General features: G+C 68.8%; 8 protein-coding genes. 5 read left to right on the top strand and 3 right to left on the bottom strand.

The genetic code is table 11. The features are described from left to right. Positions 1 to 122: 122 nt before the first annotated feature. Positions 123 to 1,913 carry a glycosyl transferase gene (locus tag PSR88_RS20720; RefSeq protein ID WP_016884428.1) on the top strand — a complete coding sequence of 597 codons (1,791 nt, stop codon included), beginning with the start codon at positions 123 to 125 and terminating at the stop codon, positions 1,911 to 1,913. A gap of 7 nt (positions 1,914 to 1,920) precedes the next feature. On the opposite strand, the gene map is transcribed toward PSR88_RS20720, so the two are convergent. After that, positions 1,921 to 2,685 carry a type I methionyl aminopeptidase gene (map, locus tag PSR88_RS20715; protein ID WP_011596570.1) on the bottom strand — a complete coding sequence of 255 codons (765 nt, stop codon included), beginning with the start codon at positions 2,683 to 2,685 and terminating at the stop codon, positions 1,921 to 1,923. Positions 2,686 to 2,739: 54 nt separating this feature from the next. On the opposite strand from map, the gene PSR88_RS20710 reads away from it, so the two are divergent. From PSR88_RS20710 to PSR88_RS20695, 4 genes are all read left to right on the top strand, one after another. Beyond that, positions 2,740 to 3,000, top strand: coding sequence for a helix-turn-helix domain-containing protein (locus tag PSR88_RS20710; RefSeq protein ID WP_011596569.1), 261 nt, complete (start codon positions 2,740 to 2,742; stop codon positions 2,998 to 3,000). A 59-nt stretch (positions 3,001 to 3,059) separates the two neighbouring features. After that, on the top strand, positions 3,060 to 6,296 hold the full coding sequence (locus PSR88_RS20705) for an arabinosyltransferase domain-containing protein (protein ID WP_016884427.1): 3,237 nt from the start codon (positions 3,060 to 3,062) through the stop codon (positions 6,294 to 6,296). Positions 6,297 to 6,362: 66 nt separating this feature from the next. Further along, complete coding sequence (locus PSR88_RS20700) at positions 6,363 to 9,686, top strand: arabinosyltransferase domain-containing protein (RefSeq protein ID WP_016884426.1); 3,324 nt, start codon at positions 6,363 to 6,365, stop codon at positions 9,684 to 9,686. Positions 9,687 to 9,919: 233 nt separating this feature from the next. After that, positions 9,920 to 10,894: a hypothetical protein gene (locus PSR88_RS20695; protein WP_016884425.1), complete on the top strand. Its 975-nt coding sequence runs from the start codon at positions 9,920 to 9,922 to the stop codon at positions 10,892 to 10,894. A 5-nt stretch (positions 10,895 to 10,899) separates the two neighbouring features. Here PSR88_RS20695 and PSR88_RS20690 read toward each other — a convergent pair whose 3' ends face one another. Together PSR88_RS20690 and pks13 are read right to left on the bottom strand one after the other, a co-directional pair. Continuing rightward, entirely contained in the window at positions 10,900 to 12,444 is a 1,545-nt protein-coding gene (locus tag PSR88_RS20690) for an acyl-CoA carboxylase subunit beta (protein ID WP_011596564.1), read from the bottom strand. Then, entirely contained in the window at positions 12,441 to 17,498 is a 5,058-nt protein-coding gene (gene pks13, locus PSR88_RS20685) for a polyketide synthase Pks13 (protein ID WP_016884424.1), read from the bottom strand. The genes PSR88_RS20690 and pks13 overlap by 4 nt, the downstream gene beginning before the upstream one ends. Positions 17,499 to 17,520: the final 22 nt, after the last annotated feature.

The raw sequence follows: 17,520 nt of genomic DNA, 5'->3' as shown, positions 1-17,520 counted from the left end.
GTTCACAAATCAACTTGATGTGATACACGCAACAATCACGCGATCGCAACCCAGGAAGCTCTCAGCGACCTCCGGTACCCTCGGTCGATTGACATCGACCCGAGAACCGGAGGCGCAGCTGCGTGACTGAGATACTCACCCAGGTCGAGACCACTCGCCAGGCATCGAGCACCAGCACCACTGCTCGCCCTCTCCGCTCCCGTCTCCGGCCGCACCCGGCCGATGTCGCGGCGGTCGTCTTCTACGTCGGCCTCGCGGCATTCGTGTTGGCCCGCCAGTGGAAACACCTCGGGACCGGCTATCTGGTGCGCAGCGGCCAGGACCAGACGATGTGGGAGTGGTTCTTCGCGGTCGCCGCCCGCTCACTGGTCCATCTGGACAATCCGCTCTCCAGCGACCTGCAGAACTACCCGCTGGGCGTCAATCTCATGGGCAACACGGCCATGTTCGGCATCAGCATCCCGCTGGCGCCGGTCACGTTGTTGTTCGGACCGAACGTCACCTTCACTCTCGCGCTCACACTTGGCCTGTCGGGCACGGCGATTGCCTGGTATTCGGTGTTTTCGCGGCATGTCGTGTCGTCGCGGCTCGCGGCCGCTGTCGGCGGCGGTCTGTGCGGTTTCGCCCCCGCCCTGATCTCGCACACCAACGGGCACCCCAACTTCGTCGCCCTGTTCCTGCTGCCCTTCATCGCGCTGGCCGTGATCAGGCTGGGTAGCGGTGTGCGCCCGGTGCGCGACGGCATCGTCCTCGGCTTGCTGATCGCCTATCAGATCTTCCTCGGCGAAGAACCGCTGCTGATCTACGCGCTGGCGTTCGCGGTTTTCGGTGCCGCCTTCGCGGCGTCACGTCCGCGTGCGGCATTCGCGGCGGCCACGCGCAGCATCAAGGGGTTCGCGATTGCCGGCGGCGTCGCGCTGGCCATCGCCGCCGTTCCCCTGTGGTGGCAGTTCTTCGGGCCCGACAGCTACCGGGCGATCGAACACGGCCCCGTCGGCAACGACACCGAAGCGTTCACCAGCTTTCCGACGTCCTCACTGGCAGGCGAGCCCGGGTCCGCCGAGTTCAGCATGAACGCCACCGAGGAGAACGCGTATTTCGGCTGGCCCCTGCTGATCCTCCTCGGCCTCTCGGCCCTGTGGCTGTGGCGCATGCCCCTGGCTCGCGCCGCGGCCGCGACCGTCGCAGTGATGGGCGTCCTGTCGCTCGGGACTTCGCTGACTATCGGCGGCTGGGACACCGGAATTCCCCTGCCGTGGAAGCTGATCTCACACCTGCCGCTCCTCGAATCCGTCCTCGAATCGCGCTTCGCGATGGGCTGCCTGCCCGCCGCCGCCCTGCTGCTCGCGCTGGGCACCGACCGCGCCCTGGCGTCCGCCCGCGAGGGCCAGCGGACCACCACCCTGCTGTGGGCCGGCTGGCTCGCGGTGGCGCTGCTTCCGCTGGCGCCCACGCCGCTCGCCGTCGTGCAGCGTGACACCGCACCGAGTTTCTTCGCCGACGGCACGTGGCGGGAGTACGTCACCGACGGCTCCGTCGTCACGGTGCCGCTTCCCTCCCCGGAGAACGCGCGGATGCTGCGCTGGCAGACCGAGCAGGATCTCGCATTTCCCATCGCCGGTGGGTATTTCGTCGGCCCGGCCGGCAGCGAGGACCAGGGCAAGTACGGGCCCGACGACCGCCCCACCGCACTACTGCTCGCGTCCGCACAGTCGTCCGGCCAGGTGCCTGCCATCGACGAGGCGGCGAAAGCCCAGGCACTGACGGACCTGAAGTTCTGGAACGCCGACGTCCTGGTCCTGCCGCACACCCAGAACGATCGCGTTCTGCGCGAGACGGTCCAGCAGCTCGTCGGGGCGCCCGCGAAGCCGGTCGACGGCGTGTGGGTGTGGGACGTGCGAGCACTGACGTAGGAAAGTCCTACCGCGTCAACACTTCCGGTCCGTCCTCACCGATGGCGACGGTGTGCTCGCTGTGCGCGGCACGGGCGCCCGTCGCCGTGCGGAGCGTCCAGCCGTCGGCCTCGTGCCGGTAGTCGTCGGTGCCGTCGCCGATGAGCATGGGTTCGATCGCGATCACCATCCCGGGACGCAACAGCATTCCCTTCCCGACGCGACCCTCATTGGGCACGTGCGGATCTTCGTGCATCTGCCTGCCGATGCCGTGCCCGCCGTGGTCGGCGAGCATCCCGTACCCCGCGCCGCGCGCGAACAGTCCGATGGCGGCACCGATGTCTCCCAACCGGTTTCCCGGCCGGGCGGCCGCAATGCCGTGCGCGAGAGCGGCTTCGGTGGCCTCGACGAGTGCGATGTCGGCGGGGTCGGCCGTTCCCACGACGAAACTCACGGCGGCGTCCCCGCACCAGCCGGCGAGCCTGGCGCCGCAGTCGATGCTGACGAGGTCACCGTCGCGGAGTCGGTATTCGCCGGGAATGCCGTGCACCACCGCGTCGTTGACGCTCGCGCAGATGACCCCGGGAAACGGGCTGGGCGCCCAGTTCGGGTGATAGTTCAGGAACACGGGCTCCGCCCCCGCGTCGCGGATCACCGCGGCGGCCACCGCATCGAGCCCCTGAAGCGTCACCCCGATCGCGGCCGCCTCGCGCACGGCGGCCAGGGCGTCGGCCACCACCCGGCCCGCCGCGCGCATCGCCTGCACCTCGGCCGCCGACTTCAACTCGACCACGGCTCACCCTCCACGTCGGGATCCAATTTCTATACCGGTATTACTATATGGCACATGGTGCGTGTGCCGTTGACAGCAGAGGAACTCGAACGCGGGCAGAGGCTGGGTGAGCTGCTCCGATCCGCGCGGGGAGACATGAGCATGGTCACGGTCGCATTCGACGCGGGCATCTCCGTCGAAACCCTGCGCAAGATCGAGACCGGGCGCATCGCCACACCTGCGTTCTTCACGATCGCCGCGGTCGCCCGGGTTCTCGACCTCTCCCTCGACGACGTCGCCGCGGTCGTGACCTTCGGTCCCGTGAGTACTTCTTAACCGCCGGGCGTTGACAAGTACTCACGGGTGGCGGAGCCGCAATCGCCTAACATCGTTCTGTGCCGTCCCAACCCCCGCCGCCTGACCTTCGGACCATCCGCACTTCCCGGCTCATCGCGATCGTCACCGGCCTGATCGGGTTCGTGCTCGCGCTGGCCACCCCGTTCCTCCCGGTGAAGCAGGATGCCGCGTCGATCGACTGGCCGCAGGACGGCACCCTGAACAGCGTCGAGGCGCCACTGGTCTCGTACACACCGCTGGACATGCAGGTGACCGTGCCGTGCTCGGTGTTCACGCAACTCGGACCCGACGGCGGCACCGTCGTCTCCACCCTCCCGAATCGCGCGCCCGACTTCGAGAAGAACGGCCTCGTGGTGAAGGGCGGTGCCGGCGGCACTGTCGACGTCACGATTCGCGGCATCTCCCTGATCTCGGCGGACGCCGCGGATCTCCAGGGCTGCACCGCCCTGTCGGTCACGTCCGACCACCAGCGGACGTCGGCGGAGATCACGGGCACCGCCGAACCGCTCGCCGGTTCCGTCGAGGGCGACCAGCGCCCGCAGATGGTCGGCCTGTTCACCGACCTGCAGGGTGCGGCGCCGGCAGGGTTGAACGTGCACGTCCACCCGGACTCCCGATTCTCGTCCAGCCCCACCCTGCTCAAACTGCTGGCGATGATCGTGTGCGTCCTCGCGACGCTGACGTCGCTGTACGCATTGCACCGTGTGGACGGCATCGACGGTCGCCGCGCGCGCCGCTTCCTGCCCGCGCACTGGTGGAAGTTCACCGGTGTCGACGCCGTCGTGATCGGGACGCTGCTGCTGTGGCACGTCGTCGGCGCCAACACCTCCGACGACGGCTACCTCCTCGGCATGGCGCGGGTGTCGGAGCATTCCGGCTACATGGCCAACTACTTCCGCTGGTTCGGTGTCCCCGAGGCGCCGTTCGGATGGTCGTACGAACTCCTCGCGGCGCTGGCGAAGGTGAGCACCGCGAGCATGTGGATGCGACTGCCGACGCTCCTCGCCGCCCTGCTCTGCTGGATGGTGATCAGCCGGGAGGTCATCCCCCGCCTCGGTGTGGCCGTGCGGCGCAACAGAACTGCCCTCTGGACCGGCGGACTGGTTTTCCTGGCCTTCTGGTTGCCGTACGACAACGGGCTGCGTCCCGAACCGGTCATCGCTCTCGGCGCCCTCCTCACGTGGTGTTCGATCGAGCGCGCCATCGCCACCGGACGACTGCTCCCCGGTGCCGTCGCCGTGCTCATCGCCGCGTTCTCGCTCGCGGCCGGGCCGTCGGGCCTGATCTGCATCGCCGCCCTGATCGCCGGTGCGCGGCCGATCCTGCAGATCGTCATCGCGCGGGGCCACCGGGTGGGATTCGCGTCCCAGATCCTGCCGATCCTCGCCGCGGGAACCGTCGTGATGGTGGCCGTCTTCGCAGATCAGACATTGGCGACGGTGCTCGAGTCGACGCGCGTCCGCACCGCCCTCGGCCCCAACGTGGCCTGGTTCGACGAGCGGCTGCGCTGGGATTCGCTCATGGGGATCTCGCCGGACGGCTCGCTGGCCCGCCGATTCGGCGTGTTCGTGATGCTGCTGTGCGTCGTGGTCTGCGTGATGCTGATCCTCCGCAAGGGGAAGGTGCCCGGCACCGCGATCGGACCGTCCCGCCGCATCCTCGGCATCGTGTTCGCGTCCCTGCTGCTGATGATGTTCACGCCCACCAAATGGACGCACCACTTCGGTGTGTACGCGGGTCTCGCCGGCTCCGTCGCGGTGCTCGCCGCGGTCGGGGTGGGGGCCGCGAGCATTCGCTCCAAACGGAACCGCACTCTGTTCGCCGCGGGTGTCCTGTTCATCCTCGCGGTCGCGTTCACCAGCTCCAACGGTTGGTGGTACGTATCCAGCTACGGCGTTCCGTGGTGGGACAAGCCGCCGATGATCGCGGGCAAGGGCTTCTCCACGCTGTTCCTGGGCCTCACGGTCCTCACGCTGCTCCTCGCTGCCTGGTACCACGTCCGCGAACCGTACGAGAACGGCAAGAAGCCCAACGGTAAACGTGCCCGGATGCTGGCGCCGTCGCCGCTGACCGTCGCGGCCGGTGCCGTCGTCCTGTTCGAGGTGCTGTCGCTGCTGAAGGGGGCTGTCGCGCAGTACCCCGGTTACTCCATCGCGAAGGCCAACATCGAGTCGGTGACCGGCAACTCGTGCGCGCTCGCCGACGAAGTCCTCGTCGAGACCGACCCCACCGCCGCCCTCCTCCAGCCGCTCACCCCGGTCACCGACCCGAACGGCGCAGGCGCGTTCGGCACGACGTCCGCGGAGGGCTTCACCCCCAACGGCATCGCCGACGACCTCACCGCCGACTCCGAGAAGATCGCCACCGGCGGCGCCAACACCGTCGACACCGAGACCGACGAGACGACGACGGGCACCAGCTCCGGCACCGGTGGCGGCACCGAGGCCACCGCCGGCGTCAACGGCAGCACCGTGACGCTGCCGTTCGGCCTCGACCCCGCCCGGACCCCGGTCCTCGGCAGCTACCAGCCGGGCGGGGAGCAGAAACCGGCCTCCCTCACCACCGGCTGGTACGGGCTGCCCGACCGCAGCGACGACGCCCCGATCCTCACCATCTCGGCCGCCGGACGCATCCGGTCGGTCGACGCGGACGGCGTCGTCACCCCCGGTCAGAGTCTGAAGGTCGAGTACGGGGTCACCGGCCCCGACGGTTCAGTCACCGCGCTCGGCACCGTCGAGCCGATCGACATCGGACCGTCCCCGTCGTGGCGCAACCTGCGCGTGCCGCTCGACCAGCTGCCCGCCGAGGCGAACACGGTCCGACTTGTCGCGGACGACCCGGACACCGACCCCGGCCAGTGGCTGGCGGTCACACCGCCCCGCGTGCCGACGATGCAGACCCTGCAGACCGTCGTCGGCTCCAGCGACCCCGTGCTCCTCGACTGGGCCGTCGGGCTCGCTTTCCCCTGCCAGCGGCCCTTCGACCACCGCTACGGCGTCGCCGAGGTCCCGCAGTGGCGTGTCCTCCCCGACCGCATCGGCGCCGAGTCCACCAATGCCTGGCAGGACAAGTTCGGCGGCGGCCCGCTGGGCTGGACCGACCAGCTGTTGTCGGCGAGCACGCTGGCCACCTACCTGTCGAACGACTGGGACCGCGACTGGGGCTCGCTCGAGCGGTACACACCGCTCGACGAGTCGGCGACGCCCGCACAGGTCGAATCCGAACAGGTGACCAGGTCGGGCACCTGGTCGGCCGGACCGGTGCGTTACTACTAGAAGTGTCCCTACCCTCTGGTAGGCGGCAATATGCCTACTCAGGTTCCTGACATACCATCGACAACCGTGCCCGACGCTCTGACAACTTCCGTCTCCGACGCCGAACCCACTTCGCCGCCTGCTCGCCAGGACCGGCGGAGTGAGTACCGGACCGCTCGTCTGATCGCCATCGTCACCGGACTCATCGGGTTCGTGCTGGCAGTGGCCACTCCGTTCATGCCGGTGCAGCAGACCACCGCAGCGGTGAACTGGCCGGAGAACGGCGTCGTCGGCGACCTCGAGGCACCGCTGATGTCGCAGGTCCCGGTCGATCTGTCGGCCGCGATCCCGTGTTCCGCCGTGGCCGGGCTCCCCCCGCAGGGCGGAATCCTGCTGGCCACCGCCCCCGCACAGGGCGAGGGTGCGGCATTGAATGCGATGTTCGTGCGGGTATCGGACAAGTCCGTCGACGTGCTCGACCGCAACGTCACCATCGCGACGGCGCCGCGCGAACAGGTGCAGTCGGGCGCCTGCACCGAGATCCGTATCACGTCGAACATCGACGCGACGTCCGCCGAGTTCGTGGGTCTGACCACTCCGACCGGTGACCCGATTGCCGGTTCCCTCACCGGTGACCTCCGCCCGCAGGTGGTGGGCGTGTTCAGCGACCTCCGCGACGGGGCGGCGCCGGCAGGCCTGTCGTTCACGATGAACGTCGACTCCCGGTTCTCGTCGAGCCCCACGCTGATCAAGCTCGTCGCCATGATCGTGGCCCTCCTCGCCACGGCCGTCGCCCTGGTCGCCCTCGGCCGCCTCGACGGCACGGACGGGCGCGGGCACCGCAACTTCCTTCCGTCGCACTGGTGGAAGTTCACCGGACTCGACACGATCGTCGTGGGCACGCTGGTGCTGTGGCACTTCATCGGCGCCAACACGTCCGACGACGGCTACCTCCTCACCATGGCCCGAGTCTCCGACCACGCCGGTTACATGGCCAACTACTTCCGCTGGTTCGGTGTCCCCGAGGCGCCGTTCGGCTGGTACTACGACGTCCTGGCCGCGATGGCGAAGATCTCGACGGCCAGCCCGTTCATGCGACTGCCCGCCCTCGTCGCCGGCATCCTGTGCTGGATGGTGATCAGCCGGGAGGTCGCTCCGCGCCTCGGCCGGTCAGTCCGGCGCAACAAGGTCGCGCTGTGGACCGGCGGACTCGTCTTCCTCGCGTTCTGGCTGCCCTACAACAACGGCCTGCGGCCCGAGCCCATCGTGGCGCTCGGCGCCCTGCTCACGTGGTGCTCCATCGAGCGTTCCATCGCGACCGGACGCCTCCTCCCCGCGGCTGTCGCCGTCCTGATCGGCGCGTTCACGCTCGCGGCCGCCCCGACGGGACTGATGTGTGTGGCCGCCCTGCTCGCCGGCGCCCGTCCGCTCGTCCGGATCGTCGTCAAGCGCCACCGCCAGGTGGGGACGCTGCCGCTGCTGGCTCCGATCGCGGCCGCGGGCACGATCGTCCTGGTGGTCGTGTTCGCCGACCAGACCGTCGCCGCGGTGATGGAGGCCACCCGGGTCCGCACCCTGATCGGCCCGAACCTCGAGTGGTACAAGGACTTCCTGCGCTACTACTACCTCTTCGTCCCGACCGTCGACGGTTCCGTGGCTCGCCGCTTCGCGTTCCTGACGATGATCCTGTGCCTGCTGACGACGCTGTTCATCCTGCTGCGCCGCAAGCGGATCCCCGGCGCCGCCACCGGACCGTCGTGGCGTCTGCTCGGTGTCGTGTTCGGCACGATCTTCTTCATGATGTTCAACCCCACCAAGTGGACCCACCACTTCGGGGCGTACGCGGGCATCGCCGGCTCCCTGGCCGCACTCACCGCCGTCGCCGTGTCGGCGTCCGCGCTGCGGTCGCGCCGCAACCGCACGATCTTCCTCGCCGGCTTGCTCCTCATGCTGGCCCTGACGTTCGCGGGAATCAACGGCTACTGGTACGTCTCGAGCTACGGCGTGCCGTGGTTCGACAAGACCGTCTCCATCGGCGGCCGCCAGTCCAACACGTTCTTCCTCGTCCTGTTCGGGCTGGCCGTCGCACTGGCCGCCTGGCAGTACCTGCGTGAGGGATTCGCCGCGCCACCTGCCCGCGCCAACACCGAGAAGGGCAGACGGATCAGGAAATTCGCGGCCGCCCCGCTCACCGTCATCGCCGGCATCATGGTGCTGTTCGAAGTCCTCTCACTCCTCAAGGGCGCCGTCTCCCAGTACCCGGCGTACTCGCTGGCACGGTCGAACTTCGACTCCCTCACCGGGCAGACGTGCGGACTCGCCGAGGACGTGCTCGTCGAAGGCGACACCAACGGCGGAAACCTCACGCCCATCAACGATCCCGCGCAGCCGCTGGCGAACCCCGCCGACCCGCTCGGCGGAGCCGATCCCGTCGGCTTCTCCCCCAACGGGGTGCCGTCCGACCTGACCGCCGACTACGTCGAGGTCAAGCAGGGCATGGGCAACACCGACAACCAGAGCGTCGGGCCCAGCTTCGAGACCGGATCGAGCGCTGGAACCAGCGGCGGCACCGGCAACGTCGGCGTCAACGGCAGCACCGCCAAGCTGCCGTTCGGACTCGACCCCGGCACCACACCCGTCATGGGCAGCTACCAGGAAGGCGTGCAGGAACCGGCGACGCTGTCGTCCAGCTGGTACGCACTCCCCGAACGCAGCGACGATGCCCCGCTGATCGTCATGTCCGCCGCAGGACGCATCTGGTCGGTCGACTCGACCGGCGCCCTCACCTATGGTCAGTCACTGCTCCTCGAATACGGCAAGCGTCGGCCCGACGGCACCGTGCAGGCCCAGGGCACCTACCTGCCCAAGGACATCGGACCCGCACCGTCGTGGCGCAACCTGCGCGTCCCGATCAGCGAACTGTCCCCCGACGCCGACTCCGTGCGGATCGTCGCGAACGATCCCAACCTCACCGGCGACCAGTGGCTGGCCTTCACCCCGCCGCGGGTTCCCAAGCTCGAGACCCTCAACTCGACGATCGGCAGCTCACAGCCGGTTCTGCTGGACTGGGCCGTCGGACTGCAGTTCCCGTGCCAGCGTCCGTTCGACCACCAGTACGGTGTCGCGGAGATGCCGAACTACCGCATCCTCCCCGACCGCCCGCTGGCCGTCAGCTCCACCGACACCTGGCAGTCCCCGGAAAACGGTGGCCCCCTCGGCTTCACCGAACTGCTCGCCAGCGCCACGGCCATCCCCACCTACATGCGGGACGACTGGGGCCGCGACTGGGGCTCCCTCGAGCGCTTCGACCGGTACTACCCGGACGCCACCGCGGCCACGGTCGACACCGAGACCGCCACCCGATCCGGACTGTGGAAGCCGGGCACCCTGCGGGTGTACAGCAGCCCGTAAGCCTGCCCGCTTGCGCCTGCTCTCTTGTGCCTGCCCTGCTTGCGTCGCCCGATGTCACACGCGTTCCGTCTGACTGAACGAACGTCACATCGGGCGCCGCGCCGGGCGGTCCGACACGGCGAAACAGCTCCGCCACCCGCGGAGTTGTCCACAGCCTTCCGTCCATCCACAGGGTAATTTCCGACGTGGGCTTTCCGGCGACGGTCCGATTCGCCCGCGGCATGCTCTGACCCATGCGACGAGGAACCTGGGCCGAAGATCTCTCTGCGATAGCCGCCGTCAGCCGCGACGGTGTGGTCCGCGCGGCCACCCTGGAACGGCTGGGTGTCGCGAAGGGCACCATCTCCTCACGCTGCGCCGACGGCGGTCCCTGGCAGCGGATCCTTCCCGGCGTGGTCCTGCTGCACAACGGGCCGCCGACGACGCTGCAGCGCAATCTGGCGGCGCTCGAATACGGCGGTCCGGACGCGCTGCTGTCGGGTCACGCCGCGCTCGCCGCGCTCGGCTACACCTCGTCGGCGGCCCGGAACGACGTGCTGCTGCTCATCCCGTCCACCCGGCACCGTCGGGACTGGGCGTACGTGAAGGTCGAGCGGACGTGGCGCATGCCCGCACCGGTCCACCGGGGGCTCCTGCGCCTCGCTCCCCCGGCGCGCAGCCTCCTGGACGCCGGACGCCGCACGCTTCAGGCCGACAGCTGCCGGGCACTCCTCGCCGGCGGCATCCAGCGCGGCGACGTGACCGTCGACGAACTCGTTCGTGAACTCGCGCACGGCAGCGACCGCGGAAGCCGCCTCCCCCGCGCGGTCCTGCGTGAACTGAGCGCCGACGCGCATTCCGTCGCCGAGGTGCACGCGCAGAAGGTGTATGCGACAAGCGGTCTTCCGCCGATGCGGCACAACGTGGACGTCCTGTCCGCTGCCGGGCTGTGGATCGGCCGTCCCGACGGCTGGCTGGACGATGTCGCCGTCGCCTGGGAGATCGACTCGCTGAAGTACCACTTCTCGCCAGAACTCCACGAGGCGACGATGAGGCGGCGGGCGCGCATGCAGCGCGAGGGCATCATCGTCGTGACGCACCTGCCGAAGCAGATCCAGGCCGACCCGGCGACGGTGCTCGCGGATCTCCGCACGGCACACACGCTGGCGGCGTCGCGCCCCCGGCCACCGGTGTTCGTCCACACCGAACCGAAGCTGCGGTCGGCATGAGTCACCTACAGAGGCATCAGATCGTGCTTGCGCGGGTTGCGCTGCACCTTCTTGTCGCGCAGCATCGTCAGCGCCTTGCGGATCTCGAGCCGGGTGGTGGCGGGCTCGATGACGGCGTCGATGTAGCCACGCTCCGCCGCGATGTACGGCGTCGCGATGTTCTCGTTGTAGAAGTTGATCAGCTGCCTGCGGACGGCGGGAGCGTTCTCACCCGCGGCCTCGATCTGCCTGCGCCCGATGAGGTCGACAGCACCCTCCGCGCCCATCACCGCGATGCGGGCGGTCGGCCACGCGAAGTTGATGTCGGCGCCCAGCTGCTTCGAGCCCATGACGGCGTACGCGCCGCCGTACGCCTTGCGGATCACGACGGTCACCTTTGGGACCGTCGCCGTCACGAACGCGAAGATGAACCGGCCGCCACGCTTGATGACACCGATCCGCTCCTGTTCGAGGCCGGGGAGGAACCCGGGCGTGTCGACCGCGAATACCAGCGGGATGTCGAAGGCGTCGCAGATGCGGATGAAATGCGCGGCCTTGTCCGAGGCCTGGGCGTCCAGCGCGCCGGCCGCGACCAGCGGCTGGTTGGCGATCACGCCGACCGTGCGCCCGTCCACGCGGGCGAAGCCGGTGATGATGTTCAGCGCCACCTGCCCACCGATCTCGTGGAACTCACCGTCGTCGAAGATCCGCAGCAGGATGTCGTGCATGTCGTAGCCGGCGTTGTCGGCGTCCGGGATGAACGTGTCGAGGTCGCGGTCGGAGTCCGTGATGTCCGGTTCGAGACCCGGGTTGACCACCGGCGGCTTCTCCATGCAACTCGACGGCAGGAAGCTGAGGTATTTGCGCACCCACTCGAACGCAGCCTTTTCGTCGGCCGCCACATGGTGCAGGTTGCCGTACTGGGCCTGGTTCCGGGCGCCGCCGAGTTCTTCGAGGCTGACGTCCTCACCGGTGATCTTCCGGACCACGTCGGGTCCGGTGACGAACATGTACGACTCCTCGGTGGCCACCAAGACGTCGGTGTTGATCGGCGCGTACACCGCACCGCCCGCGCACTTGCCGAGGATCATCGAGATCTGCGGGCACATACCCGACAGCGGTTCCTGCCGACGGCCGAGCTCCGCGTACCAGGCCAGCGACGTCACCGCGTCCTGCACACGCGCTCCACCGGAGTCGTTGATGCCGACGCAGGGGCAGCCGATCTTGGCGGCGAACTCCATGATCGCGGCGACCTTGCGGCCGAACATCTCGCCGACGGAACCACCGAACACGGTCTGATCGTGCGAGAACACCGCGACCGGGCGTCCCTCGACGGTCCCGTGGCCGGTGACGACGCCGTCGCTGTACAGGGCACCCGGGTCACCGGGCTGGCGCATCAGGCCGCCGACCTCGATGAAACTTCCCGGGTCGAGCAGCATGTCGATGCGTTCGCGCGCACTCGGAATGCCCTTCTTCGCGCGCTTGGCGATAGCCTGTTCGCCCGCGGGTTCCTTTGCCGTTTCGAGCTTTTCGCGCAGTTCGGCAAGCTTCTCTGCGGTCGTGGTTGTCACTGATGCGCTCCGGTTCCGGCGGCCTGGATCGCCGCCAGCTTCTTGGTGAGGTCGGCACCGACCTTCGCGATGTACGGCTCGTCGACGATCTGGATGTGATCGCCGCCCACGTGGATGATCTCCAGGTTCTTCACCGCGTCGCCCCAGCCGCCGTCCGGCTTCCTGGTCTTGAACGCGGGCTCCAGGTTCATCACGTCGTCGTGGTAGCGGTCGGCCATGTACAGGACGACGTCGCCGTCGTACTGCTCGAGCTCGGCGGTCTGGATGGCCCGGTTGTCGAGCCACGACGTGCGTTGGTGCTCGATGATTCCACCCGGAATCTTCGTGCCACTCAGTTTGAGCAGTTCCGTCAGGATCTTGATCTGCTCTTCGTCGCTCTCCGCCGCAGCGAGCTTGTCGTATGGCAGCGGGTAGTCCACGTTGTACGTCTTCTTCGCGAACGCGGCGTACCGCTGCCAGCGCTTACGGATCTCGTCCGGGGTGTCCTCGACCTTCTCACCGGCCATCACCGTGTCGATCAGGCCGACGATGCGAACGTCCGCGCCCGACTCGCGCAGCAGCTTCGCCACCGCGTACGCCAGCACACCGCCCAGCGACCAGCCGTACAGCACGTACGGTCCGTCACCCTGGATCTCGCGGATCAGCGGCAGGTACTCCGCCGCCCGGACCTCGATCGGACCCTCGGTGCGTTCGAACCCGTACATCGGCGTGCCCTCGGGCAGACGCTTCAGCAGCGGCTCGTACGCGACGGTCGAACCACCGGCCGGGTGGAACACGAACACGGGGACGGCGTCGGATCCTTCCGGGCGAGGCCGCAGCGCGCGGACCAGCCCGTCGATCTTGCCGGAATCCTCGAGGAATCCACGCACCACGTTGGCGAGTTCCTCGATGGTGGTGGAGTCGAGGACGTCGTCGAACGTGATCTCACCGTTCGCGCGTTCCGACAACCGCGCCGCCAGCTTCTCAGCCGTCTCGTCGTTCAGGATCGGCAGCGTGTTGAAGATGCCCTTGGCGGACTCGCCGGTGACGACGGCCCACGTGGCGAACGTCAGGCGCTCGGCGGCGTCGCGCGGCGGAACGTCGGAACCGGTCGCGTCGGCGAACGCTTCCTGGCTGTCCACGGCGGCTGCCTCGGGAGCCGCGGCCGTCTCCGGCACCGGGGTCGCCGCGAGGATCGCCTCGGCCTCGGCCTCCACGGACGTGTCCTCGGCGTCGAGCGGGGACGCAGCGACTTCGGAGTCACGAGCGGCCTCTGCGTCACGGTCGGCCTCCGCGGCCCCCGCGGCCTCTGCCGCCTCCTCCGCTTCCTTCTCGGCCTTCTGCTTGTCGGCCAGCGCCTGCACCTCTTCGCGGTTCTCGACCGCGTAGCGCAGGTACTTGCCGACCTCCATCAGATTCGCGTCCCGGACCGCCTGCAGCTGCAACTGCGGGATGTCGAACTCGTACTCGACACGGTTCTTGATGCGGACGGCCATCAGCGAGTCGAGGCCCAGCTCGATGAGCGGGATCTCGGCGGGCAGGTCTTCTGGGGCGTAGCCCATGGACTCGGCGACGATCAGCGCCAGACGATCCTCGAGGGTCTGCGAACCGTTCGGGTCCCACTTCTCACCGATGTCCTCGACGACCTCGGGCAGCTCCTCCACCGGGGAGGTCGACTGCACCGGCGGCGCGACGACGGGTTCGGGAAGCGCCGCACCGGACGTGACGGCGGCATCGAACAGCAGCGTGAAACTCGGGCCGCTCTTCGCGTGCACCTGCAGCGACGCGCCACCCGGATGCGGGTTGAGCGTGGTGGTGAGCGTGCCCTCCGCCGGAGCGTGGGCGTGCAGAACGGACGCGGCGAGCGTCACGTCCGACAGCACCTGCGACGCGGCGGCGGTGACCAGTGCGGGCAGGTCGGTGACCGCGCCTGCCTGGACCTCCCACACGTGGCGGCCGTCGGGCAGCGACACGTGCGCACCGGGGACGCGGGTGTTGCCGCTGGAATCGATGCGGGTCTCCACCCAGTACGGCTTGCGGATCCACGCGGTCCGCGGAACGGACGCGAAGTCGCCCTCGGGGAGCAGCGACGACAGGTCGACGGCGTGCCCGTGCACGTACAGCTGCGCGAGCGCTGCGAGAACACCGAGCGGCTCGTCCTCCTTGCGCTTGAGCGTCTGGATGAGCTGCATGTCGTGCAGACCGGCGTCGAACACGGTGGCGGCGACGGACATCAGGGCTACAGGGTTGGGCGCCAGCTCCACGAACGTGGTGTGCCCGCTGCCCACGGCGAGGCGGACGGCGTTGGTGAAGTACACGCTGTGGCGCAGACCCTTGGTCCAGTACTCCTCGCGGTGGATCGGCTCGTGGCCGGCGCGGTAGTACGTGTCCTGGTCGACCGACGAGTACACGCCCAGCTTCAACTTGGTCGGCTCGATGCCCGCCAGTTCCGCGGCCAGCTCGCCCAGCAGCGGATCGACCTGGGAGGTGTGGCTGGCGCCCTTCGTCTTGAGGACGCGGGCCATCTTCTCCTCGCCCTCGGCGCGCGCGACGATGGCGTTGACCTCGGGCTCGGGGCCACCGATCACGGTGTGCGTCGGCGCCGCGTACACGCAGACCTCGAGGTGCGGGAAGTCGGTGAGAACGGTCTCGATCTCGGACGCGCTGTACTCGACGAGCGCCATCAGACGGATGTCGTCGCCCTCGAGCGTGGCCTCGGCCTCTCCCATGAGGCGGGACCGGGCGCAGATCACCCGCACCGCGTCCTCGAGCGGCAGACCACCCGAGATGTACGCGGCGGCAGCCTCACCCATCGAGTGTCCGACCACGGCCTCGGGCTGGGCGCCGTGGTGACGCAGCAGGGCCGCCAGACCGATCTGGATGGTGAAGATGCCGACCTGGGAGGTCTCGACGTCGTAGTCGATCGCGTCGTCGAGGAACTTCTCCTTCATGGAGTAGCCGGCCTCGTCCTCGATCAGCGCGTCGACCTCGTCGATGGCGGCCGCGAAGACCGGGTTCTCCAGGTAGAGCTGCTTGGCCATCTTGCGGTGCTGCGAACCGAAGCCCGACAGGACCCAGACGGCACCCTTCGACGACGGCGAATCCGCCGAGAACACACCCTGCCCAGGCTTTCCGGCGGCGATGGCGCGGAGCCCGGTAACGGCCTCGGAGCGGGTCTTCGCCAGGACGACGGCACGCGAGCGGCCGTGGTTGCGGCGGGCGAGAGAGCGCGCGACGTCGGCGAGCGGAGTGGTGCTGCCCTCTTCGGTCTCCAGCCAGTCGGCCAGATCGGCGGCGGCACGGCGACGACGCGACGGCAGCGCACCCGACACGGCGAGAACGACCGTCTGCTCGACGGCCTCGGCCACCGATTCCTCGGCGGGAACAGCGGGCTCGGTGATCTCGGCCGCGTCATCCGCGGCAGGTCCGGTGTACTCGCGCACGACGACGTGCGCGTTGGTGCCACCGAACCCGAAGCCGGACACACCGGCGACGGCCGTGCCCGTGTAGCGCGGCCACGCCGCACCCTCGGGAATGACCTGCAGGTGCGCCTTGTCGAACGCGATGTACGGGTTGGGTCCGGCGAAGTTCAGCGTCGGCGGCAGGGTGTCTTCCTGCATCGACAGCACGACCTTGATCAGGCCCGCGGCGCCCGCGGCGGCTTCGAGGTGACCGAAGTTGGTCTTGGCCGAGCCGAGCAACGCGGGCTTGTCGTCGGCGCGTCCACGCCCGACGACGCGTCCGAGCGCGTCGGCCTCGATGGGGTCGCCGAGGATGGTGCCGGTGCCGTGCGCCTCGATGTAGTCGACGCCGGCGGGGTTGATGCCCGCGTCCCGGTAGGCGTGGCGCAGGACGTCGGCCTGCGCATCCGGGTTCGGGGCCGCGAGACCGTTGGAGCGGCCGTCCTGGTTGACGGCGCTGCCGGCGATGACGGCGAGGATCTCGTCCCCGTCACGCTCGGCGTCCTCGAGACGCTTGAGGACCACGAGACCGCCGCCCTCGGCGCGGATCATGCCGTCGGCGTCGGAGGAGAACGCCTTGATGCGGCCGTTGGGGGCCATCACACCCAGCTGGTCGAAGCCCAGCGTGGCGGGGGGCGCCACGAGCATGTTGACGCCGCCGGCGAGCGCGAGATCCGACTCACCGGACCGCAGCGAGCGGACCGCCTGGTGCACCGCGACGAGCGACGACGAGCACGCCGTGTCGAGGGCGATCGACGGCCCGCGGAAGTCGTAGAAGTACGAAACCCGGTTGGCGACGATGGACGTCGACGTACCGGTCAGCGCATACGGGTGCGCGTGGACGGGGTCGCTGACCGCGAGCAACTGGTAGTCGTTGGCCGAGCTGCCGATGAACACACCGACCTGCTCACCCTTGAGGTCGCTGGCCGGGATGCGAGCGTGCTCGAGTGCCTCCCACGTCAGTTCCATCGCGAGGCGTTGCTGCGGGTCGACGTTCGCGACCTCCAGCGGAGACATCGCGAAGAACTCCGCATCGAAGGTCTTCACGTCGTCGAGGTAGCCGCCCTGCGTGTTGGCCTTCTCGACGGCCGCCTTGATCTGCGGGTCGGAGGTGAACTCCTCCCAGCGACCCTCGGGCAGGTCGGAGATGCCGTCGCGGCCCTCCGCGAGCATCTGCCACATCTCGGCAGGAGTCTTACCCGCACCGGGGAAACGGGAAGCCAGGCCCACGATCGCGATGTCGTGCGCATCCGACGTCGGCGCCGACGCGTAGTACGCGGCGTCGGCCGAGTCGTCGAGCTGCTCGGGTTCGCCCTCGATGATGCGGGTGGCCAGCGACGCGATGGTGGGGTGCTGGTAGGCGACGGTCGCGGTGAGCGTGACGCCGACCAGTTCCTCGATCTCGCCACTGAGCGCGACTGCGTCGCGAGACGACAGACCGAACTCTTCCATCGGGCGGTCGTCGGTGATCTGACCGACCGGTTGCCCTGTTGCGTCGGCAATCCAGTTACGCAGCCACTCGCGTAGCTGCGCGACCGTCATGTCACCTGTGCTGCCGGTGACATTCCCCGTCGCTTCGCTCGCCCCGACCCGGTCATCATCTTTTTCAGCCATCAACTCACCAAGCTACCCGTCA

Source organism: Rhodococcus sp. DK176, from assembly GCF_038447315.2.
GTDB lineage: Bacteria > Actinomycetota > Actinomycetes > Mycobacteriales > Mycobacteriaceae > Rhodococcus_F > Rhodococcus_F jostii_A.
Note: the sequence above shows the minus strand (reverse complement) of the source record. Positions and strands in the feature narration are given on the sequence as shown.